Genomic DNA, 24757 nt, shown 5'->3' with positions numbered 1-24757 from the left:
CTCTTGTGTTAGCTTCGCCCAATCTCGATCGCTCGATTCGGAAGCAGAACTCGTGAAAGCCAGGACATCCGGCACCGCGTGGCGGCATGCCAACATAGGTCGCTTGCTCAACAACGCGGTGCGGCGTTTCGAGGGCCGCGTGCTCGAACTGATGAGCGAGTGGGGGCACAACGAGACACGCATTGCGCATGTCGGCCTCACGCGCAATCTCGACGTCGAGGGGACGAGGCTCACCGAGCTCGCCCGCCGCGCATCCATGAGCAAGCAGGCGATGGGCGAGCTGGTCGATCAATGCGCCGAGCTCGGCCTCGTCGACCGCGTTGCCGATCCGACCGACCGGCGTGCGCGCATCGTCATGTTCACCCCGGCCGGGCGCAAATGGCTGGATGCATTCCGCGATGCCGTCGACATCGCTGAGCAGGAGATGCGCGCCGAGCTGGGCAAGGCCACGATGGACGCGATCCGGAAGGGGCTCGCGGTCTACGGCACGGAGTTCGACACGCTCGACGCCGATTAGTCAGGCTACTTGACGATATCGTCAGGCAACCTTACCATGCAAGATATTGCTGGTAGGGAGAAGCGTCTTGGAAACACGTCTGACGGCCGAGGTGCTCATCGTGGGCGGGGGGCCCTGCGGGCTGATGCTGGCCAACGAGCTCGGCCGGCGCGGCGTGTCCGCAATCCTGGTCGATGAGAAGCCGGGCACGGCATTCAATCCGCAGGCCAATGCGACGCAGGCGCGCTCAATGGAGCATTATCGGCGGCTGGGTTTCGCCGACGAGATCAGGCACGAAGGACTGCCTGCGGACTACCCGACCGACGTTGCGTATTTCACGCGCTATACCGGTTACGAGCTGGCGCGGTTCGCGTTGCCGTCATCGTCGCGGGCAGGTGAGCTTATCAAGGGCATGTCGGGCTCCTGGAGCGCCGCGGAGCTGCCGCATCGGGTCTCGCAGAAATATGTCGAGGCGGTGCTGCGCCGCCATGCCGAACGGCTTGCCGGCATAAAGCTGAACTATGGCCACAGGCTCATCGGCTACGTCGAAGGCGATAGCGGCATCGTTGGCGACATAGAATGTCTCGATGATGGCAGCCGCTTTCAGGTTCGGGCCGACTTCCTCGTCGGCGCCGACGGGCCGCGCTCAATGGTCCGGCAATCGCTCGGGATCGTCTATGGCGGCGAGACCGGGACGCAGCGCGATTTCATGGGCGGGCGGATGCTGGCGGTCTATCTCCGCGCGCCCGATTTCTACGCGAACATCCCGCATGCCAAGGCGTGGATGTACAATTGCTTCAACGGCGACCGCCGCGCCTTCATGGCCTCCGTGAACGGACGCGACGAATTTGCGTTTCACACACAGCTCCGGCCGGGCGAAGACGAAAGTGCGATCACGATCAACGAGGCCAAGGCCGCGTTCCAGCGCGCCTGTGGCGCACCGATCGATTGCGAGGTGTTGTCGTTCCTGACCTGGACCGCGGGTCACGCGCTGGTCGCCGATGGAATGCAGCGGGGCAGGGTCTTTCTCGGCGGCGATGCAGCGCACCTGTTCACGCCGACCGGCGGGCTCGGCTACAACACCGCGATCGAGGATGCGGTCAATCTCGGCTGGAAGCTCGCGAGCGTCGTCAAGGGCGTGAGCCCGATGACGCTGCTTGATAGTTATGAGATCGAGCGGCGTCCGGTCGCGCTTCGCAACACCGATTATGCGCGGCGCTTCGCCGACTCCCTAGGCCTGTTCGCGCCCGCACCGGAGATCGAGGACGCCACGGATGAAGGTCGCGAGGTGCGACGGATTGCGGGCATCTATCTCGAACAGCACGCCCGTGCCGAATTCAACATTCCCGGCGTGACGTTCGGAGGACGTTACGATGGCTCGCCGATTATCATTTCCGATGGCAGCGAGCCGCCCCCCGACGCTGCGAACGTCTACGTTCCGAGCGCCTGTCCCGGCGGCCGCGCGCCGCATGCGTGGCTGGAAGACGGGGTGTCCTTGTACGATCTGTTCGGATTCGAATGGACGCTGCTTCAGTTCGGCGAGGTCATGTCCTCTCATGCGTCATTCACTGATGCCATCCGCGCGATCGGGGCCGATGTGAAGCTCGTCACGCTGCCAAAATCCTTGCGCGATCTCTACGAGGCGGACCTTGCCCTGATACGTCCCGATCAGATCGTGGCCTGGCGCGGTGCCGCATCGCAGGCTGGGACGATCGGACGCGTCCTTGTCCGCGCACTCGGGCGTGGCGCAAGCGACGGCGCGCGGTTGGCAAGCTGAGTAATTCCTGCCGCTGCATTCAATCTGCGCCAGTACGGCCAATAACAACAAGACGACGACAACACCGGAGGAGGAAACCCGTGACAACACGAGCACTCGAGGACTTCGACGATCACGCCACCAACGCGGTCGGCGCCGACCAGACCGCAAGCAGCCGCCGGCGCATCCTGATCGCCGGCACCATCGGCACCGCGATCGAATGGTACGACTTCTTCATCTACGGCCTGATCGCACCGCTCGTGTTCGACCAGCTGTTCTTTCCGAAGTTCGACCAGCTCACGGCGAGCATTGCGGTGTTCGCGACGTTTGCCGTCGGATTTCTCGCGCGTCCGCTCGGCGGGATCGTGTTCGGCCATTTCGGTGATCGCTTGGGGCGCAAATCAGTCCTCTTATGCACGCTGCTCCTAATGGGGCTTGCAACCATGTCGATCGGGCTGTTGCCGACTTACGCCAATGCCGGCGTGGTCGCGACCATCGCGCTCGTCGTGCTGCGCTTCCTCCAGGGCTTTGCGCTCGGCGGCGAGTCCACCGCGGCCATCCTCATGGCAATCGAGACGGCACCCGGTCACCGACGCGGCTTCTCGGCCGCGGTGATCCAGGCCGCAGGCCCCGTCGGCGTCGTGCTCGCCTCGTTTGCGGCGCTCGCGATCTCGCGGCTAGCGGAAGCGGACCTGCTGTCATGGGGCTGGCGCGTTCCGTTCCTGATCAGCGCGGTGCTGGTCGCGCTCGGCGTCTACATGCGCTGGCGCATCGAGGAGAGCGCGACGTTCCGCGAGGCCGGGGAAAGGGACGCCGTGCCGGCGGTCGAGGCGGTGAGGGAGCACTGGCGGCCGATCCTCATCGTGTTCTTCGCCGAGATGGCGCAGACGTCCTATTTCTACCTGACGGCCATCTTCACCATCTCGTTCGCGACGCGCCAGCTCGGCGTCCAGAAAGACGTGATCACGCAGGCCGTGCTGCTCGCCAATCTCGTCGGGCTCGTTGCCATGCCGCTGATCGGCGCCTGGTCCGACCGGATCGGACGCAAGCGTCTATTCCTGGCGGGCGTTGTGCTCGCGGCTGCCTCGATGTTCGCGTTCTACAGTGTGGTCGCGAGCCGTGACACGCTGCTCGTGACGGGTGCGGTGATCCTTGCGGCGGGCGTGATCCATCCGCTGATGTTCAGCACCGAAGGGAGCTATTTCCCGGAGCTGTTTCCGACCGGCATCCGCTTCACTGGCGTTTCGATCGGCAAACAGCTCGGCACGGTGCTCGGCGGCGGCATCGCACCGCTCGTTGCCACCAGCCTGTTTGCGCAGACGGGCTCCATCTACGCCATCACCGGCTATTACGTCGCGCTTGCGCTCGCGGCGATGATCGCGCTCGGCTTCGCGCACGAAACCAGCAAATCGCGGCTGCTCGGCTGAGCTTGGCCAAGACATCAGCACGACATCAGCAAGACATCAGGGAGGTTCTCATGGACGTCAGTCTTCTCATCAATGGGCAGGATCATGCCGCTTCGAACGGCAAGGTGTTCGAGCGGCGCGATCCGCTGTCGCAGGAGGTCGCAAGCCGCGCCGCCGCCGCGACGGTATCTGACGCCGATGCCGCGGTGGCGTCGGCCTCCGCCGCACTGGCCGCATGGTCGGCGCTCGGCCCCAACGCGAGGCGGGCTCTGCTGCTGAAGGCCGCCGATGCGCTCGATGCCAAGCGCGACGCCTTCATCAAGATCATGATGGCCGAGATCGGCACGACGGAGGTCTGGTCGGCCTTCAACGTCAAGCTCGCGAGCGGCATGCTGCGTGAAGCGGCATCGCTGACCACGCAGATCGCGGGCGAGGTGATTCCGTCCGACAAGCCGGGATGCATCGCCATGTCGGTTCGCCAGCCGGCCGGCGTGTGCCTCGGCATCGCGCCGTGGAATGCGCCGATCATTCTCGGCGTCCGAGCCGTGGCGACGCCGCTGGCGTGCGGCAACACGGTCGTCCTCAAGGCGTCCGAGATCTGCCCGGGAACGCACCGGCTGGTGGGCGAGGTGTTCAGGGACGCAGGCTTCCCGCCCGGTGTCGTGAACGTCGTGACCAATGCTCCGGCCGATGCGCCAGCCGTGGTCGAACGTCTCATCGCCAATCCTGCCGTGCGGCGGATCAACTTCACCGGCTCGACCCGCGTCGGCCGCGTCATCGCCGAACTCGCCGGCAGGCATCTCAAGCCGGTGCTGCTCGAGCTTGGCGGCAAGGCGCCTTTGGTCGTGCTGGACGATGCCGATCTCGATGCCGCCGTCGCCGCCGTGGCGTTCGGTGCCTTCATCAACCAGGGCCAGGTCTGCATGTCGACCGAGCGCGTGATCGTCGATGAGGCGGTGGCCGCGTCCTTTGTCGAGAAGCTCGCAAAGAAGGCGAGTTCGCTTCCGGCCGGCGATCCGCGCTTCGGCCTGGTTGTCGTCGGCTCGATGATCGACGAAGCGCCGGCCAAGCACGTCATGGCGCTGATCGACGACGCCATCGGCAAGGGCGCCGTCAAGCTCGCGGGCAGCGAGCGCGCCGGCACGGTCGTTCCGGCGACGGTGCTCGACCGTGTCGTGCCCGGCATGCGCATCTACACCGAAGAGAGCTTTGGCCCCGTCGTCTCGGTGATCCGCGCGCGCGGCGTGGATGACGCCGTCCGGCTTGCCAACGACACCGAGTACGGCCTCTCGGCCGCGGTGTTCGGCCGCGACGTCGCACGTGCGCTGACCGTGGCGCAGCGCATCGAAAGCGGCATCTGCCATGTCAACGGCCCGACCGTGCATGACGAGGCGCAGATGCCGTTCGGCGGGGTGAAGGGATCGGGCTACGGCCGCTTCGGCGGCCAGGCCGGCATCGCCGAGTTCACCGACCTGCGCTGGATCACCATCGAGACGCAGCCGCAGCATTATCCGTTCTGATGGCTCGAGAAGCGAAGCACCCCAAGGAAATCTGCCTATGAACTCAAAAGTCCTGACGGTTCGGGAAGCGACCCTTGGTGTGCTTCGCTCCTTTGGCGTCGATCGCGTCTTCGGCAATCCCGGCTCGACCGAGCTTGCTTTCCTGGGCGACTGGCCCGACGACATCGACTACGTGCTGGGCTTGCAGGAAGGCTGCGTGGTCGGCATGGCTGATGGCTATGCGCAGGCCACGGGACGGCCGGCCTTCGTCAATCTGCATTCGGCGGCCGGCCTCGGTCACGCGCTCGGCAATCTCTTCACGGCGTTTCGCAACAAGACGCCGATGGTCGTGACATCGGGGCAGCAGGCGCGCAGCCTGCTCAGGATGCGACCCTATCTGTTCGCCGAGGATGCCGAGCAGTTTCCAAAGCCTTACGTGAAATGGAGCGCGGAGCCCGCGCGGCCTGAGGATGTTCCCGCGGCGATTGCGCAGGCCTTTCTCACGGCCATGCAGCATCCGCGCGGCCCGACCTTCGTGTCCGTGCCGTCGGATGATTGGGCCCGGCCCGCAGTCGCTCCGCCGGTCCGCCACATCGCCACAGAATTTGCGCCCGACCCAGCGGCGATCGTCCGGCTCGGCGCCGCTATTGGAGCCGCGAAAAGGCCTGCCTTCGTTGTCGGCCCCGACATCGATCGCAGCGGCTGTGTCGAAGCGATGGTCGCGGTGGCCGAGCAGGCAAGGGCGGCCGTTTGGGCGAGCCCGATGTCCAGCCGTTCGAGCTTTCCGGAATTGCATCCGCAATTCGCAGGCTTTCTTCCGGCCGCGCCGGGAGGGCTCGCCCGCGCTTTGCGCGGCGCCGATCTGATCGTCGTGGTCGGTGCGCCCGTGTTCACCTTCCATGTCGAGGGACAATGCGATTTGCTCGATGATGGAACGCCGGTCTGGCAGATCACCGACGATCCGACCGAAGCGGCGTCGGCGGCCGTCGGCGACACCATCATCAGCACGCTCCCCAAGGCGCTCGCTGCGCTTCGGGCGGCGCTGCCCGACATCGCGGAGCGCGAATTGCCGGCGGCGCGGCCGCGGCCCGCCGCGCCTGCAGCGCAGAATCCAATTCCTCCGGCCTATGCGCTGAGCCGGTTGTCGGCGCTGATGCCGCGCGATGCGATCGTGGTGGAGGAGGCGCCGTCGCATCGTCCCGCGATCCAGCAATTCCTGCCCATGCACGGCGCGGACAGTTTCTACACGATGGCGAGCGGTGGACTCGGTTACAGCCTGCCCGCCTCCATCGGCGTGGCACTGGCGCGGCCCGGCCGCCGCATCGTCGCGCTGATCGGTGACGGATCGGCGATGTACTGCGTCCAGGCGATCTGGACTGCTGCCCAGCGCGGACTGCCGATCGCCTTCGTGATCATGAACAATTCAGGCTATGGCGCGATGCGCGCCTTCAGCCGGCTCATGCAGGCGCATCGCCCTCCCGGAATCGACTTGCCCGGGCTCGACTTCGTCGCGCTCGCCAAGGGAATGGGTTGCGTGGGGTGGCGCGTGACAGATGCCGGCGATGTCGACCGCATCTTGGCGGAAGCGTTGGCGTCGAGCGGACCCGCGCTGGTCGAGATCGCAGTCGACGACGCCACGACGGACCTGTTCAATCATCCGCGCTAGCAGGCGGCGGAGGGATTGGTTCGCGGAGCCAAAGCGGTCGATGGAAATTTGCTTGCGAAGGCACGTGTCTTGGGTTGAACGCGCGATCCGTCGATTACCTCGAGCCGGCCGCAGCGGTTCAGCGTGTGCAACTTCCGGCCGGGCCATGCCGGCCCGGGCTTGAGCGAATGGCGGACGATCTGCTTGAATGTCGTCGGCGACAGTTCGACGACTTCCGCTAGCGCGAGCGCTGCGCCGTAACCGTCGGCACAATCCTGGATCGGGCGCCACAATTTGTCATCGATGGTGACGAAATTCCCCGCCGGTCGCGTGCTCGCACGATCGATCAGGACCGGATTGCTGGCATGGGGCAACCACGGGCCCAAGAGCCGCTCGGCGTAATAGATGGCCAGCGAATCCGAATAGCCGCCCGTTCCGTCGCGCCAGGCCCCAAACAGATAGTGCAAGCCGTTGTGCTGCGTGATCGTGACATCGGCGAGTTCGAGGCCGGAAAGCAGCGTCGCGTGCCGCTCCCATTTGTCCGGAAAACGAACGCATTTGTAGAGCGCAACGTCGCCGTGGACCGAGCTCTCCGGGATCATCCACAACGCGCCGTCGTTCTCGATCAGAAACGGGTAGGAGAGGTGCCAGGGCTCCTCTAGCACCGGCACGACGTCTCCCACCGGGCCCGCATCGTTGAACTCGATCGCGGAAATGATCCCCTTTCCAATCCGGTGATCGAGATCTTCGAAGAAGACGAATGTCCGTCCCTGCCACGTGATGGGAAACGGATCGGCGTAGAAGCGATGGCCCGGATCGTCGAGGACATTCCAGCCTGGTCCGGATAGATTTCCGGTCTGCCAGACGCCTGCACCGTCATTGAAGCGCCATCCGATATGCCAATGCGGGGCATAGCAGCAGAGCCGATAGATCTCCTTGGCGATCGATACGGCGAGGCCGCGCACAACGTACGCCGCCGGCTGCCGGCCGATGCGGTCTCCGGCGGGGCGTGCCAGCTGCGGCACGATGCGCGGGCGTTCCGACAGGATTGCCGCCACCATGGTCAGGGTTCGCGCCATCACCGTTTCGAGCGCGCCACTCAGGCCGGCGGCGATCTCTCCGGAGGGGTGGCCGCGATCGAGCACTGTATTGTCGACCTCGTTGACGATCTCGATCACCGGCAGGTCGCCGGCGAGAATGGCGGCGAGCGCCGCATTTTCGCCTGCGGCGCCATTGAAGAGAGGGCGCAGATACAGCCGGGCAGCGCAGTTGGGGTCGCGCGCAGCGACCGTAAAATCGACGATCACGTCGGCCGTGCCGGCGCGAGCCTGCGTCCGTTCCGGGATGATCTTCAGCTTGCCGGCGCCGCTGTGTTGGCCCCTGTGCAACACCATGCGTTCGAGTTCGAATAGCGCGTCGAGGCCCGTGGGGCGCGACTCCGTCGTTGCCGTCCAGGCGATTTGAAGCGGCACGTCCCGGCCGTCGATCGACAGCGTCTCGCGGTCCATCCACCGCCGCGCATGCTCACGTTCACAGCGAAACTCGATGATCATGTCGAGCCCATCTATTCCAGCGTGCCCCGTCAAATGACTTGGCTGAGAAGCCGAACGTATTCCTCCACCATGGCATCTACCGAATAACGCAGCCGCAGACCTTTGGCGTTTTGTCGCAGTTCGTCGCTCAGGGTTTGATTCGTCAGCATTGTCGAAACGGCCGCCGACAGCTTCGCATGATCGGAGGCGTCGACGAAGAGTGCGGTCGGTTTTCCCTCGAAGGACAACACCTCGCGCAACACGGGAAGATCGGTGACGACGGAGGGAACACCGGCGTTGGCGGCCTCGACCGCAGCCAGACCGAAGGTTTCGGCCTGTGTCGGGAATACGAACACGTCCAGACAGGCGAGGAAGTCCGCCATCCGGCGCGGGGGGATTTCGCCGAGCAGATACAGCCTGTCCGATACCTTCAATTCGTCGGCCAGCTGCCTCAGCCGGGCCTCATCAGCTCCCTGTCCAGCCAGTGCAAGGTGCCAGGATGGTTGATCCGGCAACAAGCGTATCGCCGCATCAAGCCGCTTGTGCGGGTGCAGCCTCGCCGCGCAGCCGAGCAGGATGCGATCCGGCGGCAGGTTGAATGTCGCTCGCGCCGCGTCCTTCGACAAGGTGAGGGCCTTGTCGTCGAAGCCGTGTGGGACATGCACCATGCGTGACCGATACGCCGCGGGGTAGCGCGAATATTCGCGCTGCATGTCCTTCGAATTGAGCGTGATGCGGTCGAAGAAGCCGAGGCTGCCCATGACGATGTCGGCCGTGCGAACGGGCCAGCCCATCGACAGCGCTGACGAAACCTGGTTGGCGATGACAGGCGCGCGGCAGACGAGGCGCGACACGCCGGCGCCGATCACGTTGCCAAAATGCTGAAAGGTCAGAACGGCGTCGGGCTTGCTGGTCTTGATATGGCGGCCGAGCGTCCGCAGCATTCGCAGCAGTGCCAGCGGATTGCTCGGCCGGCTCGAGGCGCAGTAGAACGTATCGGGCGGCTCGTCGAACGAATCCGACTTGCGGAAGAAGAACAGATTGGTGACGCGATAGCCGCGCGCGGTAAGGCCGGCACCGAGCAGTCTGGAGATCTCCTGCGCGCCGGCGTTTTCGGCCTGGGTCTGGACGAGAAGGACGTGCAGCTTCCGTCCGTTGCCGTTGGACGGCGTGAGTGCTGTCGCAGTCGTCTCGCCCAACTCCTTGTTTGGCTGGTAATGGAGCACGGATCCCGACCCACTGAAGAAACGAAGTTTTCACCTTCTTGACCCCGTACCTACCATGCGAGCATCGCGCGGACACCGACTAGCAATAAACGGAGTTAATGCGCAGCCTGCCGGAACGGGCATCCTTCGCGAGAGAATTCTGGCAGTTTCCAAAGGAAGTGAAGCGACCGCGTTAACCAATTGGTCATGGTCGCGCGAGAGTCGGGTAACCGCGGATTAACCATAGATATTTACGGTGGAGCGGGCCACTGAACAGTGTTCGCCAGTTGAATCCGAGTAGAGTCCATGACGTTCGGTCGCCGCGCAGACCCGACAAGTTCCGGATCGACCGGCATTGCCGCGTCTTGGAGCCGGAATTCGTCGAGCGCTGAGGCTGCCGGTGCCGCTGCACGCTTTGGCGGTGTGTTCACTGCCGCCGGTGCGCTCTCCTTCCTTCGCGAAAACGCTCGGCGGATCTTGACGCTCGCGCTCGCGATCTTCGCGCTTGGCGCCGTCGTTCTCCTGGTGCTTCCGGTCCGGTTCGCAGCGACCGCATTGGTCGTCGTCGATCCCCGCGAGCAGCGCGTCACCACGGAGCAGGACGTTCTGCCGGGCATAGGGCAGGATAGCGCCGCGCTGCAAAGCCTGGTCGAAGTGGCGAAGTCCGACGGCTTTCTCGAGCCGCTGATCGAGCAGCTCAAGGTCCGCGATGACGAAGACATTTCCGGCGGCTACACCGCCCCCGCGCGCCTGCTCGAGCGCTTCCGCAACCGTCTCGACATTTCCCGTCGCGGGCTGACCTATGTCATCGCCATCCGCTTCACCTCGAACCGGCCGGAGCGGGCCGCCTATTATGCCAATGCCATCGCCGAGGCGTTCGTCGCCAGACAGAGCCGCATCCGCACCGAGGCGACCGACGAGGCTGCCGACTGGCTCGGCAGCCGGCTCAAGACATTGAGCGACCGGTTGAAGGCGTCGGAGGACGCCGTTGCCACATTCAAGCTCGAGCACAGGATCGTCAACGCCGGCAAGGATGCCACGACCCAGCAATTGCGGGTGACCGAGCTGTCGCAGCAGGTGGCTGCTGCGCGCGCGCGGACCGAGGAGGCCAAAGCCCGTTACGAGCAGGCGCAGCGCGACGTGAAGGCGAAGATCGAGGGCCCCGTAAAGCAGGATCTCCTAAGCGCGTTGCGAGCCCAGCGGTCGGCCCTCAATGATCAAATCGCGCAGAAGCGGACGGTGCTCGGCGATCGCCATCCCGACCTCGTGATGTCGTACGGCCAGCTGAACGATCTGAACAGGCAGATCGAGATTGAGCGGACCAAGGGCATTGACACCGCGAAGTCGGAATATGAGGCCCAGCGCGATCAGCAGAAGGCTCTGGAAGGCCAGATGAAGGCGGCTGAATCGCAGCTTCTGGTCGACGGGCAGGCCCTGGTCCGGCTCCAGGAGTTGCAGCGCGACGCTGAGGCCAACAGAAACATCTACGAGCAGTTCCTTTCGCGGTCCAAGACGACGAATGAACAGCGCCTGTTGCAGAGTTCTCAGACCAAGGTCGCCTCGCCCGCCATTCCGCCGCTTCGCTCGACCCTTCCGCCGCTGTCTTTGCTGCTCGCTGCGCTCGCGATCGGTTCGCTGCTGACATCGACGGCGGTCGTTGCCGCAACGGGACGCAGATCGGACAAATCCGTTCCGGACGTTCGCGCCGCCGATCCGGCTCCGCGCCAGCCCGGGGCGTGGTCACGTCCGCCCGTGTGGGTCCGCGTTCCCGACCTGACCCCTGGCGAGGTCCCGAGAAACATCTGGCAAGGCCCGGTGTCTGCAACGAGCGAGATCGATCTCGGTCCGCATCTGCGTCCGCTGCTCGACATGCTGGAGAAATTGCCGGGAGGCCGGGGCAAGGTCGCGCTCGTGATGTCGGTGGGGAAACGGGCCGGCGGCAACACCGTCGCACGGTCGCTGAATCGGTGGGCGCTGAAGAGTGGAAAGCTGAGCGTCCTGATCCGGGTCGAGCCGGATCTCGGTGGTGCCGGGGCCAGCCTCGCCAAGGTGCCGGCGGATGGCGCGACCACGGCGGATTTTCGCAGCATCGACGAGCTTCTGAACGTCAGCAAGGGGCCTCAGTCGTCGCCTGTAGACGATATTCGTTCAGAGTTCGATCTGATCGTCGTCCATGCCACCTCTCTGGCCTTGCAGCCGGAGGCGGCGGCGCTGGCCGCCCATGCTGATCTCGTCATCCTGGTTGCCCGCGAAGAAGCAATCGATTCAGCAGCAATGCGCAGGGTGACGGCCGCGCTCTCTCGCTTTGGCGGCGTGCCGACTGGGATCGTCGTCAATCGTGTGCCGGCAGACCCGTCGTCGGCTCAACGTCGGGGTGAAGCGCTCGGCCTGGCTGGTTGACGGTCGTTCCGCAACGGAGCCTAGTCGCCCGCGTCGGCGCCGCGGACTGCATAGGTGCCGCGTTTCGATCCACCGAAGCGCAAGAGCACGAGAATTGAAGGATCAACCCCGGTTCGCCTGCGACAGAGAACGTTGAGCGCGATGGTCGCAAGCGCCAGCGACACGGTGGCCGAGATCGCTGCGCCAAGCACGCCGAGCCAGGGAATCAGCACGAGAAATCCGACCAGCCGCAACGCCACGTTCGCCGCGACGACGGGGACATAGATGCGCTCATGACCGGTGAGCTGCAATATCGCCGCAGAGGGACCGCCCGCTGCCTGAAACGCCGTTCCGATCGCGAGCACGATCAGGACCGAGTGTTGCGCGGCGAAGTGGGGTCCGAATAGGTTGAGAAGATGGGGGCCGCCAATCCAGATCAGGAAGAGCCCGCTGACCACGCAAAGCGCGGTCACTTCCGCCATCAGCTGCAACGTCCGCTCGAATTCCTGTAGGTTCTTGCTGAAGTGCAGCGAAGGAAGCCGGCGCGCACCGAAACTGTACAGCGCGGCCGACAGCATGGCGAAGATGTTGGCAAGGCGCGAGGCGGCGAAGTAGATGCCGGCGGTCGCGGGATCCAGCATCCAGTAAACCAGAATGACGTCGAAATACTGGTTTGCGGCTTCGAGGACGGACGCGATCCAGAAATGAAGCGCGCTCGATCTCCAGCGGCCCGTTTCGGACCGTGCGGCCGTGCTGCGGAGATCCGGCAGAGCTCGCGCGATCGAAACGACCTGCGCGGTCAGGCCAACCGACATGGCGATCGTCATTACGGCGAACAATTCGGCGGGGTCGAGCTGGCGATGGCCGAACATGATTGCGAGCAGAAACAGGACGACGCCGACCCGCCAGAAGAACTCTCTGTTTCCCTCCCCCATGAGGATGCTGACCAGCGAGCGCGCAACCTGGCTGCCGAGCATCACACCTGCATTCACGGCGGTGTAGGCGGACACGGCGAGGATCAGCAGCCACCAGTCGCCCTTCACGTTCGCCGCGATCGCGATTGCACCGATCACAACAAGCATCGCGACGGAGGAAAGCTTCAGGCTCGACAGCAGCACGCCCTTGGTGAGGTCGGGCCGATTTCCCACCTGATACTCGTTCAGGAAGCGTACGAGGAGCGATTCCTGGCCGACCAGGCCCACGACCGATGCGATCTGGGCGACTGAAAGCCAGGTCGCAAAGATGCCGAAGCCATCGGGCGACATCGTTCGTGCCGCAAGCGAGAACAATGCAAACGCAAGTGCGCCGCTACCAACCTTGAGAAGGATGGTTCCGACGACACCGCGCGTGACGTCGCGCCGCATGAACTGGATGATGGATTCGATCATGAACGTTAAGGAGCAACTCTCCCCGGAAGAGCTACGTGCCGATACCGGCGCCAGCCTAGCATGCCGAAAAACCGCGAGTGTTAATGAGCGGCTTCGAGGATCTTGCCGGCCACGACGACGTCGCGGCCAGGTCAGTTGCTTCACGGTGGTACATCGCCGTCTCCATTGTCCCACATAGAGCAAAGCCCGGCTCGGCCGAATGGCGGCATAGGGCCGCATCGACGGCCGAAGACAGCACGATCAGCCGTTTGAATGCGGAATGGCTCGCCGGAATGGCCGCCGATCTGCCCAAAACGCGGACTTTGCAGAGTCTCCTGAGCAAAGCTCGTGCCGGGACATCGTAGCTCCAGATCGGTCCTCCCTTCATTAACCTCGATCTGCGGAAATGATCGCGTTTGGCCCTGCGATGCGACATCAGGCGAGAAAATTGCAGATGGAGCCACGTTAACCGTGGGAGCCTGGATATGACGACGGACAGAACCGTGAGCGAGCCGATCGCCGCTGCCGGGGGCGTGACGATCGCGACGGACATTGCGATCGTCGGCGGCGGCCTTGCTGGATCGCTGGCGGCAGCCGTTCTTGCGCGGACAGGGCATCGCGTTGTTCTGGTGGATAAGCGCGCGGTCTATCCGGACGAATTCCGGGTCGAAAAAATCGGAGGCCACCAGCTGGAGGCGTTCCGCAGACTGGGCTTCATCCGTGGTCTCGAGAGCGCCGCCTGTCCATACGATCGCGTGCTCAACATCAGGGAAGGCAAGGTGGTCGATGTCAGCGTAGGTCAGGCTTATGGGCTTCCCTACGCCGATCTCGTCGCCATGGCGCGCGGCCAGCTACCTGATCCATCCAGTCTGATCGTCGACGAGGTCACTGCGATCAGCTGTAGCGACGACGTCCAGCATCTCGAGCTTGCCTCCGGACGGCGCGTCACTGCGCGCCTCGTCGTTCTGGCCACGGGCATGGCAGGAGTTCTCGGCTACAAACTCGGTATCAGGCGGCGCGTGCTGGCCGCGGGTCACTCGGTCTCGTTCGGCTTCACGATCGCCCGCCGTGATGGCGCGCCGTTCGATTTCAAGGCGCTGACCTGTTACGGCGAACGCACAGCGGACGGCGTCGACTACCTCAGCCTGTTTCCGGTGCGTGCGGGTATGAGAGCGAATCTCTTCATGTTCCGCGACCCGGCCGATCCGATCATGCGCGATCTGCGTCGCGAGACGGAAGCGACGGTTCTGCGCCTGCTGCCGGGATTGCAGACCTATCTCGGCGATTTTCGCGTGGTCGACCGGATACGGAACTGGGTGATGGACCTCTCCGTTGTCGAGGGGCACCTTCAGCCCGGTGTCGTGCTCATCGGTGATGCGTTCCAGACCAACTGTCCTGCCGCCGGAACCGGCGTCGCGCGCCTGCTGATGGACGTTGAGCGTCTTTGCACCGAATATGCGCCGCGGTGGCTCATGACTCCCGGCATGGACTGGGAGAAGATCTCCGAATTCTACGCCGATCGCGACAAGATCGCGGCAGACCAGCAGTCACTGAAGATGGCGCGATTCCGCCAGGCCCTGACTTCGCGTGACGATATCGGCTGGGATCTGCGGCGGCGGCTGCACTTCCTGCGGCGCAGTATCACCCATCGGGTCGATCAAATGCGGCCAGGCTGGCTCGCGCATGTCCGCAGCGCACTTCGTGCGTGAGTGCTGCGGCCGTCGGCGCCTCGCGCTCGTCAGCGTGTTGGCGTTGAGGTGCGGGTCGGCAGGAGCCTGAACTCCGACATACGCTTGGCGGCCAGTTTGAGCCAGGGAGCCTGCTTCAGCGCGAACAACGCGACGGCGCCTGCGGTGCTGCCGGCCTGCGTGACCGCCCACATCGGCGATGGCTGCCCGCCGAACAGTTTCTTGTACGGCTCGTCACCTATGGTGAAGTCGAGCATCTGGTCCCCGCGCTCGATGCAATCTCTCGCCACTTGCTCGAACATCAGCGCCCCCAGGGATTGGCTCTTGTATCCGGCAATGTCGAACGCGCTCATGATGACGTGGAAGGTGTCGCGGTGGCACAACCCGAGCACGGCGGCGATCACGTCGCCGTCCATCTTCATGGCATAAAGCCGCACAAAGGAGCCGAGCCCGCGGAGCGCTACCTCGGAATAGAAGCCGAAATATTCGGGGCGCTGGAGCAGGTCGCCGTCGCCTTGTGACTGAAACCGCGGGCCGCGAAATTTCCGCATCACCTCCAGCGCGTTGATGGTGGAGGCGGTGTCGTTGCAGCACGAGAAGCTCAATACGCCCTTCTTCTGCAGCTGACGATATTTCTTCGCGAGCTCCTTCTGATAAGAGCGATCCATCGCACTGGCCCGCCACTGCTCGAACGGCGCGATGAGGACGGTCGCGTAGGCATTGGTGTCCATCGAGACGCGGCGGGGTGCAGCCAGCAGGTTCTCGATCGGAAGCCGTCCGTCGGGAAGCTTGGTCATGCGGAGCAGGTCGAACGGGTGGAGGAGACCTGGAAGCTCCGCGCATGCGCTCTCGTCCGCGAGCAGTTGGGAGAATATTGTCGGGCTGCAAACCGGCGCCAAATAGTCGGAGACGCGGAGGTCGGCGAATTCCACTGTCCGTATCGGACCACGCCGGATCCGCAGCAGGGGCAGCACCATCGCAAGGGCACGCGTCGTGCGGTGACGGACCACGACAATCAGAGGGGTTGCCCCCGCATGTGACGCCAGCCTGGTGTAGAGGCTGTGCAGCCAGAGTGGGTGCTGGAACGCGGTGGCGGCGGAATTATCGAACAGTTCTGCGTATTCCGGAGAGAGAAAGTCGAACGCCTGCTCGATGGCGATATCGAACGTGCTGCTGGATCTGTTCATGCGCAACCAAGGAAACCAGATAATTCGTGAAATTCGATCGAGCTCGATCCGCGCTTTATAGCAGGGTCGTTACGGGCGAGACACCGGCGGGGTGAGATTTGCATTAATGTGCCGTGCCGGGTCTCTTATCGTTACCAAACTATTAAACGCCGGAATCGTGTGGGCTGGGAGCGCCGGAGGCCGACCCGCGCTAGCAAATTATTAACCGCGCTTAAGGAAGGTCGGTACATGGCCAGCCTGCAGACCGAGGTGGATTCCGGGGCACTCGAGAGCGCGTTCTGGGAGACGCGCAGTATTGGCGTTGAGAAGATTGCCAGAATTGCAATCAGCTGCTCGATCACCATCAATGTGGTCGCGTCGATGGGCATCTTCAACGCCGCGCTCCTGCCGCCGGAGCTGAGCTTTGTGCAACAGGCTGTGGCGCTCCTGATGTGGGGCGTCCTCATCTACGCAAGTGCATTCGTGCGCCCGCGCCTGCGCTTGCAGTTCAATCCCGATTTGATCGCGCTGCTCGCATTCTACACCTTCGCAGTCATTTCGGTGTTCTGGTCGAGCCTGAGCGCGGCAGCGCTCATGAAGAGTGCGGCGCTTGCCATGACGACCTTCGGCGCATTCTGTCTCGTCACGCGCCTCGAGATGGACGAGATCGTGAAGGCCACGGCCCTTGGCCTGTTCATATTGGTCGCAGCATCGGCCTTCTGTGCGCTTGCTGTGCCCGATATCGGGATAGACCAAACCTGGATGCACAGCGGTCAATGGCAGGGCGTCTATGAATCGAAGCAGACGCTCGGCTTCGTCGGCGCGTATCTGATGTTTTTTGCCTGTTATCTTAAGATGAAGGGGCAGGGGTGGCCGACGTTCCTCGTCGTGTTCCTGCTGGCCTCAACCTGTGTCCTTGCGTCGGAATCGCGCGGTGCCGGTGCTGTTGCCCTGGCGGCCTGTGCATTGCTCGTGACCTCGATGTGGTCGGTGGGCTGCATGAGGGTCTATGCAGTCCTGCCTTTCGTCATGTGCATCCTGGCCGGGATCCTGTTTCTCTATTTTTACGTCACGGGCTATGACGCCATCCATGTCGGCGATGCGACCATCGATTTCACCGAGCGAACGTTTATCTGGCACTACGCCATCAGCCATTTCGACGATGCGCCGCTGCTCGGCTTCGGGATCAACGGTTTTTGGACGGTCCCATCGATCTACGATTATTTCGAACAGAACCACGGCTGGGTGCTGGACAATTATCACAGCGGCTACATCGCGATCCTGATGGAAACTGGGTTTTTGGGATACATGCTTTTCGCTGCGAGCGTTGTTCTGTTCTCGAGCAAGATTCTCGATCTGATTTCGACCAGATCCATCGATCGTTCGCACTGCGCTCTCATCATCGGATTTGTCGTGCTCAGCTTTCAGACCAATTTTACGGAGACGACATTCCTCCGTTCGACAATGTTCACGTCGGTGCTGCTCGTCTCATTCTTCTTTGCGACCTGCAGGCCGATGCCAAAGGTCGACTTCCAGTCCTTGCAAATGGACGCAAGATGACCGTCATGCGCGCTCGGCTGCCGGGGAGCGTCATGCTGGCAGCAACGGCGCTCTTCGTTGCATCACTCTTCTCCGACGTTCACGGAGCCGAGCGGGCTAATTCCCGCGACGTGCCGAGACTGGGGCGCGGTATCAATATTCTCGGCTACGATGGAATCTGGGAAGGCGGCCAGAACGCGCCGTTTCGCCTGAACAATTTAACGGCTATCAAGAAGGCCGGGTTCTCGCACGTCAGGATCAATTTCTTCGGCTTCAAGTTCATGAGCCCGGAGAACGTCATGGATGAGATCGTCCTGAGGCGGCTTGATGCCGTCATCGAGGAGGTCCTCGCGAGGGGCCTCATTCCTGTCGTCGACGAGCACGACACGCACATTTGTCAAAGCGACGTTGCCGGATGCACTGAGAAGCTCAAGTCGTTCTGGCGGCAGATATCCGAGCGCTATGTCGGGAAGTACCCCACGCTCGTCTTCGAGGTCCTGAATGAGCCTGGTGGGCACATGACGTCCGCCAGCTGGAATTCACTGCTCAACGAGTGTCTCGGCATCATCCGCCGCACCAACCCAGAGCGGCCGGTCATTGCCGCCGTTCTCAACACGGATGAGATCCCTGTCGACGAGCTGGTTCTGCCGGCCGAGGACAGGAACCTCATTGTCACGTTTCACTACTACGCGCCCATACGGTTCACGCACCAAGGGGCACCATGGTCTGCAACTTTCTCGAAAATCGGTCCCCTGGATTGGGGCACTCCGGATGACGAGGCGAAAGCCGCCACCGATTTCAGGAAGATGAGTCTCTGGGCGGACAGAGAGAAGCGCCCCATCTATCTCGGCGAATTCGGGGTGTACGAGCGCGCTCCGTCCGACAGTCGTTTGCGATACCTCTCCTTCATGGCGAGAAGCGCCGACAGGCTTGGCTGGTCATGGGCCTATTGGCAATTCGACCATGATTTTGCGGCCTTCGATAGCGCGCGTCAGGCCTGGAAGCCGGGCATCCTGCGCGCCCTGATCCCGCCGCCGCATTGAAGCGGCGGCAACGGTTCCCCCGCGTCATGCATCAGCGTCAGAAATGCGCAGCCAGGGCGCCGAGGCGTTTAAACGCCCGTTCTCGGGCTGCTTCAATCGATTGCCGCGGCCCGATGGTCGGCCCGATCGCAACGAAACGGACATCGTTGATGCCAATGAAGCGCAGGATTTCCCGCAAATAGGGCGTCGCCATATCGATGCGGCCGCGGTTCATGCCGGTGGAAAAATCGCTGCCGCTGGCGAGGATCACCAGTGTCGGCCGGTCCCTCAGCAGCGGGACATATCCCTGCGACGGATCGAAACGAAAGGTGAGCCCGGGCTGGACGATGATGTCGATGAACTGCTTCAGCCTGTAGGGGATGCCGAAGTTCCACATCGGCGTCGAGATCAACACGCGATCGGCGAGTGAAAAGCGCAGCGCCAAGCGCTCGGCCTCGGCAAAGCCGGCGCGTTGAGGATCGCTGAAGCGATGGCCGTTCATGCGCGCGTATTTGGCTTCGAGGATGGGGCCAGCGAACTCAGGCATCCGCTCGCGCCAGAGATCCATGACGTCGATGTCCCAATCGGGATGGGCCTGACGAAAGTGCTCAATGAAGACCAGCGCGCCGGCACTCGATTCCGAGTCGGGGCGGGGCGAGCAGGAGAGGTGCAGGAGCTTCGGCACCGCGCGTCATTCCAGCGCCCTGATGATCGTATCCGCCCTGGTCACGACCGCGACGTTCTGCATGGCAAAGTTGATCGAGGCGTTGTGCCAGTCGGCGTTCATGGTCGAGCAGCAATCCTCGGGCACGATCATGAAATAACCCTTGTCGGCGCCGGTGCGCGCGGTGTGTTCGACCGACATGTTGGTCCAGGCACCGGTATTGATGATCATGTCGCGCCCCGTCGCTTTCAGGATCGTCTCCAGCCGCGTGCCCTCCCACGCGCTCATGCGCATCTTCTCGACGACGAAGTCGCCGGGCCGCGGCTCGAGGCCGGACACTGGCGCCGCCCCCCAGCTTCCGCGCACCATCGCCTTGCTGTCGACGAGGCCTTCGAACAATGGCGCATTCAGCGTGACGCCGGGCGCGCCGGGTTCGACGATGAACCAGACGTGGATGATGGCGACGCCGCGGGCACGCGCGGCCTCGGCGAGGCGGCGGACGTTGTCCACCACGTGCTGCTGGCGCGCATGCCCTGGGGCGCCGGACTCGGCGAAGGCGCCGCCGTCCATAATGACGTCGTTCTGGAGGTCCTGGATGATCATCGCGCAACGCTGCGGATCGAGCCGCATCTCGCCCTCGGCGAGGATGGGTACCGCTGGCGCGGAGCTTGGCGCCGCGCCGCCGCCGCTTCGCCGGCCGCTCATATAGGGCTCATGCCGCGGGCCGACCTTGGTCGGGATCGCATAGACCGAATGGGTCGAGGTCAGATACAGCGTGCGGAAGTCTGGACCGCCCCAAGCGAGGTTGGCGACGAGCTCGGGCACGCGGATCTTGCCGAGCAGCTCGCCGCGCGACGAATAGACCCAGACGCCGCCGGGCGCGGTGACCCAGACATTGCCGTGCTGGTCGCATTTCATGCCGTCGGGCACGCCCGGCTCGAGCTCGGAGCGGATGCCGCTCGCGAACACGCGCGCGTTCGACAGTGAACCGTCACTGTCGACATCAAAGACGCGGATCAGCGCCTGAACGGTGTCGTTGACATAGAGCAGCTTCTCGTCCGGCGAGAAGCACAGTCCGTTCGGCTGATCGAACAGGTTACGGTCGACGACGAGCTTCGGCTCGCCGCCGGGCACGACGCGATAGACGCCCTGAAAGCCGAGCTGGCGTGGCCGCTCGACGCCATAGACCGGCATGCGGCCATACCACGGATCGGAGAAATAGATCGCGCCGGAGGAGTGGACGCAGACGTCGTTCGGGCTATTGAGCTCCTGTCCCCCAAAGTGCGAAGCCAGCACCTCCCGCCACCCGTCCGGCCGCTCGCGAACCAGCGACGATGTCGCGTGCTCGCAGACGATCAAATTGAGCTCGGCATCATAGGTCATGCCGTTGCATTTGTTCGCGGGACGCTTGACCTCCACGACACCGCGCCGCGCATCCCAGCGCCGTCGCACGTCGCCCGGCATATCGGAGAACAGCAGGTAATGATCGATCGGATGCCAGACCGGTCCTTCCGTGAAGTCGAAGCCGGTGCCAACTTGCGCGACGGGCGCGTACGGGTCGATCAGAGTCTCGAATTCGGAGCGCAAGGTGACGTGCGTCATCGGTCGATATCCTCAGGTCACGTCAAGCCGGGAACCAGTTGCGTGCTGGCAAGGACTGCACGATCGGGCCGGGGACCTGGTCGTGCAGCCGCCCGACCACATTGCCGCCTTCGATCCTGGCGGGGCGATCGTGCACGGGCAGCAGATAGCGCGAATTGCTGAGCAGCTTCTTGATCGCCGCCTTCTCCGCACGCTTACTGGTGCCGTGGTTGCCGGTGGTGCGCGGCTCCCAATCGTGGATCTCGTTGAAGGGCGTGACGATCTGGTCGTTGAAGTCGTAGATCACGTCGCCACAAATGGTGGCGATGCCGTCGGCGGTGTGAACGATGATGTTCATCGAGCCCTCGGTATGGGCGTTGGCGGCATCGCAATAGACGCCAGGCATCAACTCGATCGGGCCGGTGACTTCGAGATCCAGAAAGCGCAGCGCGTTCTTGGTGTGCAGGCGGTCGATCAGGTGCTTGATGTCGGGCGCCGGATATTGCGGATGCATCAGGCCGGAGACGGAATATTCGAGCTCCTTGCGGTTGAGGACGACGGTCGTGTTCATCGGGAACAGATCGTCCTTGCCGGCATGATCGATGTGCAGATGGGTGTGGCAGACGAAGCGGACGTCGCCCATGCGGACGCCGTGGCGCGCGAGCTGGTTCTCGATCATGTTCTCGTGGTATTGCAGGCCGCGCATGCCCAGCGTCTCCATGATCTGGTTGGAGCGATAGCCGGTGTCGACCACGACCGGATATTTGCCGCCGAGGATCAAAAAGCCCAGGGTGAGGACGCGGCGCGTGCGGCCGCAGTCGCGGCCGAGCACCAGGAAGCTCGATTCCAGCTCGATGTCGCCATAGTCCAGGATCTTGATCTCCAGCGCCATTCGTTGCCCTCCCTCATCTGTTTCTTGTCTGTCAAAGCTGATAGACGCGCGCCGCGGTGGTCCTGAAGATCGCGTCTTGCTGCGCCGGTCTCAACGGCGCGGCCGCCGCGCGAAACGCATCGACGAGCTCGCGATAGCTGGTCCACAACTTCTCGATCGGGAAATTGGAGCCGAACAGGCAGCGCTCGGCACCGAAGATCGCAACGGTATCGGCGAGCACGGCGGCGATGTGCGCGGGATCGTTGCGATGGATGAAGGTGCCGAGGCCGGAGAGCTTTGAGACCACGTTCGGGCAGGTCGCGAGCCGCGCCATGCCGGCGCGCCAGGCGGCGCGGCCTGCCGGCGAGAGATCCTCCAACATGCCGGCATGCTGAAGGATGAAGGTCACCTCCGGACAAGCTTTGGCTAGCTCCGCTGCCTCCGGCATCTGGGGCGTGAACACCTGCAAATCAAAGCTCCAGCCATAGTCGGCGAGGTGCGCGACGTTGCGGCGGACCACTGGATCGGCGCAGAGATCGGCGCGGGCCGCAAAGCGGTAAAGGGGGTTCTCGTGCCAGTGCAGCTGCATGCGCACGCCGCGCACGAGCGGATAGCGCTTGAGGCGATCGAGCTGGGGACGGACGTCCTCGACGGCGAAGTTGGCGTAGGCGACGATCGCGTGTGGCCAGCCGTGTTCGTCGGCGGTCTGCTGCACCCAGGCGGCCTCGTCCTCGAAGCGGTCGTTGGCCCAGTTGGTCTGAACATAGACCGAGCGGGTGACGCCGCTGCCCTTGAGGTCGTCGAGATATTCCTGGATCGGATAGTCGCGCCGGATCGGTTCATAGGGGCCGAAGATGCGCGGCTGCATGGGGCCGATCAGCCAGGGCAGGTCGGCCTGCCGCCAGATGTGATGATGGCCGTCGATAATTTCGGTCACGCCGCTCTCCTTCGTCCCAATGCCAGAATGTGCGCGACGATCGACGCGCTCGAACCGCCATCGACGAGGTCATCGACGAAGCGCTCGATGGCCATGAGCGCTTCCGTCTGCGGGCGAAAGGCCGGGCTCGTGGCAAGCGGCGTCAGCCAACTCAAGCGCCAGGCCCGCCGCGACAATTTTGCGACGGCGTCGCGAAGTGCATCGGGGTCACCGCGCTCGAGCCCGTCGGAGACGATCACGACGGCGGCGCCGCGCGCATAGCCGCCGAACCGTGGCACGGCGAGGAAGGCTTGCAGTGCGTCGCCGATGCGGGTGCCGCCGTCCCAATCGCTGACGAGGTGAGCGGCCGCGTTCAACGCCTGCTCGCGACGCTTCAGCCGCAACGGACGGGTGACGCGCGTCAGCCGCGTGCCGAAGGTGAAGACCTCGACATTGGGCGCCGCCTGCACCAGCGCATGTGCGAGCTTCATGTTCTCTTCGGTGCGACTCTTCATCGAGCCGGACACGTCGATCAGCAGCAATATTTTGCGTGGGCGCTGCCGCCGCTTGAGGTGACCGAGCCGCAAGATCTCGCCGTCGCTACGGACAGTATCGCGCAACGTGCGGCGAAGGTCGGCAAACGGTCCGCGGCGAGTGCGCATGCGCCGGTGACCACGTCGTCGCGGCAGACGTCGCGGTGCTTCGCGCGCCAGGCGGCGCAGCGCGTCCATGGTCGAACTCGCCCCAAAACGGCGCTCGACCAGGGCCTCGGTCCGGGTCGCGGTGAGGCCGGACTCGCTCGCCTCGTCGGAGAGCAGGGGCTCCTCGTCGCCGCGGCCCTCTTCCTGGAGCCGGACCGTCTCATCGTTCTCGCCCTCGTCATCGCGCGCAATCGTCTCGCTGCCGCGGAAGTGCAGATCGAACAGCCGGTCGAAGGTGGCACGACGTTCGGGCGGCGGAGCCAGCGTCGCCAGTGCAGCTTGTCGGATATCCTCGATGCTATCAGGGCCGAGCAGCTTGATAGCCGCCAGGAACGTCGTGGTCTGCTCCGGTGCCACGGCAAAGCCGTTCGCGCGCAGTAGCGGGACGAAGGCGACGAAGACGCGTGCGGCGCGCGGAAGCTGCAGATCGGTGCTCATACCGTCGCCTCCGCGAGCATGGCGTCGAGCCGTGGCGAGATGAAATGCAGGTCTTCTTCGTCCTTCAGCGCGACGCCGATCGAGCGCTTGAACGCATCGGGCCAGCGCGCGCCGCCCTTGTGAAGTAGCGTCGCGGCCTCGGCCCAGTCCACGGCTTCGGCGATCCCGGGGGCCTTGCTCAGCGGCTCGCGCCGCAGCCTTTCGACGGCTGCGACGACGGCGCGTGCCGTGGCCTCGGCAACGCTGGAGGCGCGCATCATGATGATGCGCGCTTCGCGCTCCGCGGTCGGATAGTCGATCCAGTGATAGACGCAGCGGCGGCGCAGGGCTTCGTGCAGGTCGCGGGTCCGGTTCGATGTCAGCACGACCACGGGGCGCTCCGCCGCGCGCACCGTGCCGCGCTCGGGAATCGAGATCTGGAAGTCGGAGAGGAATTCGAGCAGGAAGGCCTCGAACTCCTGATCGGCGCGGTCGATTTCGTCGATCAGCAGCACGGTGGAATCGGGCGCGCGGAGCGCCGCCAGCATCGGCCGCTCGATCAGGAACGTCTCGCCGTAGATGTCGATGCTCTCGTCGCCGGCCTGGCGGATCGCCAGCATCTGGCGCGGGTAGTTCCACTCATAGAGCGCGGCAGAGGCGTCGATGCCCTCGTAGCATTGCAGGCGGATGAGGCGGCGGCCGAGCACGGCAGCGATGGCCTTTGCGGCCTCCGTCTTGCCGACGCCCGGCGCTCCTTCCAGCAAAAGCGGCTTGCCAAGGGCGAGGCCAAGATAGGCGGCGGTCGCCAGCCCCTCGTCGGCGAGGTAATAGGCCGCGCGCAGCGCTTTCTCCAGCGCCTCGGGGCTGTCGATGCCGACGATGTTGCTGCGAACCGCCACGACGATAC

The 24757-nt window shown here is 64.0% G+C and carries 20 protein-coding genes; 10 read left to right on the top strand and 10 right to left on the bottom strand.

Annotated features, from left to right (window positions below; translation table 11 throughout):
- The first annotated feature begins 52 nt into the window (after positions 1-52).
- The 5 genes from ACR9YP_RS31200 to mdlC all read left to right on the top strand — a co-directional run bounded on the left by ACR9YP_RS31200 (position 53) and on the right by mdlC (position 6823).
- Positions 53-517, top strand: coding sequence for a MarR family winged helix-turn-helix transcriptional regulator (locus ACR9YP_RS31200; protein WP_438109575.1), 465 nt, complete (start codon positions 53-55; stop codon positions 515-517).
- A 67-nt stretch (positions 518-584) separates the two neighbouring features.
- Positions 585-2273, top strand: coding sequence for an FAD-dependent oxidoreductase (locus tag ACR9YP_RS31195; RefSeq protein ID WP_474217809.1), 1689 nt, complete (start codon positions 585-587; stop codon positions 2271-2273).
- Positions 2274-2353: 80 nt separating this feature from the next.
- Entirely contained in the window at positions 2354-3679 is a 1326-nt protein-coding gene (locus ACR9YP_RS31190) for an MFS transporter (RefSeq protein ID WP_474217808.1), read from the top strand.
- A 50-nt stretch (positions 3680-3729) separates the two neighbouring features.
- Complete coding sequence (locus ACR9YP_RS31185) at positions 3730-5178, top strand: aldehyde dehydrogenase (protein WP_438109572.1); 1449 nt, start codon at positions 3730-3732, stop codon at positions 5176-5178.
- A 37-nt stretch (positions 5179-5215) separates the two neighbouring features.
- Positions 5216-6823 (top strand): benzoylformate decarboxylase, encoded by a 1608-nt coding sequence (gene mdlC, locus ACR9YP_RS31180; protein ID WP_438109571.1) that lies wholly within the window; start codon positions 5216-5218, stop codon positions 6821-6823.
- Here the strand turns inward: mdlC and ACR9YP_RS31175 are convergent.
- Entirely contained in the window at positions 6820-8355 is a 1536-nt protein-coding gene (locus ACR9YP_RS31175; RefSeq protein ID WP_438109570.1) for a glucosamine inositolphosphorylceramide transferase family protein, read from the bottom strand. The genes mdlC and ACR9YP_RS31175 overlap by 4 nt on opposite strands.
- Before the next feature lie 29 nt (positions 8356-8384).
- Positions 8385-9560, bottom strand: a complete 1176-nt coding sequence (locus tag ACR9YP_RS31170) for a glycosyltransferase family 4 protein (protein WP_438109569.1) — start codon at positions 9558-9560, stop codon at positions 8385-8387.
- 285 nt (positions 9561-9845) lie between these two features.
- Here ACR9YP_RS31170 and ACR9YP_RS31165 point away from each other — a divergent pair, with 285 nt between their 5' ends.
- Entirely contained in the window at positions 9846-11939 is a 2094-nt protein-coding gene (locus tag ACR9YP_RS31165; RefSeq protein WP_474217807.1) for a GumC family protein, read from the top strand.
- Positions 11940-11959: 20 nt separating this feature from the next.
- Here ACR9YP_RS31165 and ACR9YP_RS31160 read toward each other — a convergent pair whose 3' ends face one another.
- Positions 11960-13306: a lipopolysaccharide biosynthesis protein gene (locus ACR9YP_RS31160; RefSeq protein ID WP_438109566.1), complete on the bottom strand. Its 1347-nt coding sequence runs from the start codon at positions 13304-13306 to the stop codon at positions 11960-11962.
- Between the two features lie 83 nt (positions 13307-13389).
- Here ACR9YP_RS31160 and ACR9YP_RS31155 point away from each other — a divergent pair, with 83 nt between their 5' ends.
- Positions 13390-13650: a hypothetical protein gene (locus ACR9YP_RS31155; RefSeq protein ID WP_438109565.1), complete on the top strand. Its 261-nt coding sequence runs from the start codon at positions 13390-13392 to the stop codon at positions 13648-13650.
- A 120-nt stretch (positions 13651-13770) separates the two neighbouring features.
- The gene (locus ACR9YP_RS31150) at positions 13771-14994 is read left to right on the top strand and encodes an FAD-dependent oxidoreductase (protein WP_438109564.1); all 1224 of its coding nucleotides are present in this window, start codon (positions 13771-13773) and stop codon (positions 14992-14994) included.
- A 29-nt stretch (positions 14995-15023) separates the two neighbouring features.
- Here the strand turns inward: ACR9YP_RS31150 and ACR9YP_RS31145 are convergent, their stop codons facing one another.
- Positions 15024-16160 (bottom strand): GNAT family N-acetyltransferase, encoded by a 1137-nt coding sequence (locus tag ACR9YP_RS31145; RefSeq protein WP_438109563.1) that lies wholly within the window; start codon positions 16158-16160, stop codon positions 15024-15026.
- A 228-nt stretch (positions 16161-16388) separates the two neighbouring features.
- On the opposite strand from ACR9YP_RS31145, the gene ACR9YP_RS31140 reads away from it, so the two are divergent.
- Both ACR9YP_RS31140 and ACR9YP_RS31135 read left to right on the top strand, forming a co-directional pair.
- Entirely contained in the window at positions 16389-17699 is a 1311-nt protein-coding gene (locus ACR9YP_RS31140) for an O-antigen ligase family protein (protein WP_438110837.1), read from the top strand.
- Entirely contained in the window at positions 17696-18721 is a 1026-nt protein-coding gene (locus ACR9YP_RS31135; RefSeq protein ID WP_474217806.1) for a glycoside hydrolase family 5 protein, read from the top strand. Before ACR9YP_RS31140 ends, ACR9YP_RS31135 begins: the two co-directional genes overlap by 4 nt.
- Positions 18722-18758: 37 nt before the next feature.
- Here ACR9YP_RS31135 and ACR9YP_RS31130 read toward each other — a convergent pair whose 3' ends face one another.
- From ACR9YP_RS31130 to ACR9YP_RS31105, 6 genes are read right to left on the bottom strand one after another with little or no spacing between them, the layout of a single operon-like run.
- A complete protein-coding gene (locus ACR9YP_RS31130; protein WP_438109562.1) occupies positions 18759-19385 on the bottom strand; it encodes an FMN-dependent NADH-azoreductase in 627 nt (208 codons plus the stop codon).
- A 6-nt stretch (positions 19386-19391) separates the two neighbouring features.
- The gene (locus tag ACR9YP_RS31125) at positions 19392-20966 is read right to left on the bottom strand and encodes an isochorismatase family protein (protein ID WP_474217805.1); all 1575 of its coding nucleotides are present in this window, start codon (positions 20964-20966) and stop codon (positions 19392-19394) included.
- Positions 20967-20988: 22 nt separating this feature from the next.
- A complete protein-coding gene (locus ACR9YP_RS31120; RefSeq protein WP_438109561.1) occupies positions 20989-21837 on the bottom strand; it encodes an MBL fold metallo-hydrolase in 849 nt (282 codons plus the stop codon).
- Between the two features lie 31 nt (positions 21838-21868).
- Positions 21869-22753, bottom strand: coding sequence for an amidohydrolase family protein (locus ACR9YP_RS31115; RefSeq protein ID WP_438109560.1), 885 nt, complete (start codon positions 22751-22753; stop codon positions 21869-21871).
- Complete coding sequence (locus tag ACR9YP_RS31110) at positions 22750-23871, bottom strand: vWA domain-containing protein (protein ID WP_474217804.1); 1122 nt, start codon at positions 23869-23871, stop codon at positions 22750-22752. The genes ACR9YP_RS31115 and ACR9YP_RS31110 overlap by 4 nt, the downstream gene beginning before the upstream one ends.
- Positions 23868-24749 (bottom strand): AAA family ATPase, encoded by an 882-nt coding sequence (locus tag ACR9YP_RS31105; RefSeq protein ID WP_128956247.1) that lies wholly within the window; start codon positions 24747-24749, stop codon positions 23868-23870. The genes ACR9YP_RS31110 and ACR9YP_RS31105 overlap by 4 nt, the downstream gene beginning before the upstream one ends.
- Positions 24750-24757 lie beyond the last annotated feature (8 nt).

The sequence above is a fragment of the Bradyrhizobium sp. BR14999 genome, assembly GCF_056106085.1.
The sequence above is the reverse complement of the archived record's forward strand: the minus strand, read 5'-3'. Positions and strand labels throughout refer to the sequence as shown.

Coding starts and splice junctions, on each gene's coding strand:
- ACR9YP_RS31160 (WP_438109566.1), bottom strand. CDS start 13,306: ATGATCGAATCCATCATCCAGTTCATGCGGCGCGACGTCACGCGCGGT.
- ACR9YP_RS31125 (WP_474217805.1), bottom strand. CDS start 20,966: ATGACGCACGTCACCTTGCGCTCCGAATTCGAGACTCTGATCGACCCG.
- ACR9YP_RS31150 (WP_438109564.1), top strand. CDS start 13,771: ATGACGACGGACAGAACCGTGAGCGAGCCGATCGCCGCTGCCGGGGGC.
- mdlC (WP_438109571.1), top strand. CDS start 5,216: ATGAACTCAAAAGTCCTGACGGTTCGGGAAGCGACCCTTGGTGTGCTT.
- ACR9YP_RS31140 (WP_438110837.1), top strand. CDS start 16,389: ATGGCCAGCCTGCAGACCGAGGTGGATTCCGGGGCACTCGAGAGCGCG.
- ACR9YP_RS31135 (WP_474217806.1), top strand. CDS start 17,696: ATGACCGTCATGCGCGCTCGGCTGCCGGGGAGCGTCATGCTGGCAGCA.
- ACR9YP_RS31110 (WP_474217804.1), bottom strand. CDS start 23,871: ATGAGCACCGATCTGCAGCTTCCGCGCGCCGCACGCGTCTTCGTCGCC.
- ACR9YP_RS31165 (WP_474217807.1), top strand. CDS start 9,846: ATGACGTTCGGTCGCCGCGCAGACCCGACAAGTTCCGGATCGACCGGC.
- ACR9YP_RS31145 (WP_438109563.1), bottom strand. CDS start 16,160: ATGAACAGATCCAGCAGCACGTTCGATATCGCCATCGAGCAGGCGTTC.
- ACR9YP_RS31175 (WP_438109570.1), bottom strand. CDS start 8,355: ATGATCATCGAGTTTCGCTGTGAACGTGAGCATGCGCGGCGGTGGATG.
- ACR9YP_RS31185 (WP_438109572.1), top strand. CDS start 3,730: ATGGACGTCAGTCTTCTCATCAATGGGCAGGATCATGCCGCTTCGAAC.
- ACR9YP_RS31155 (WP_438109565.1), top strand. CDS start 13,390: ATGAGCGGCTTCGAGGATCTTGCCGGCCACGACGACGTCGCGGCCAGG.
- ACR9YP_RS31120 (WP_438109561.1), bottom strand. CDS start 21,837: ATGGCGCTGGAGATCAAGATCCTGGACTATGGCGACATCGAGCTGGAA.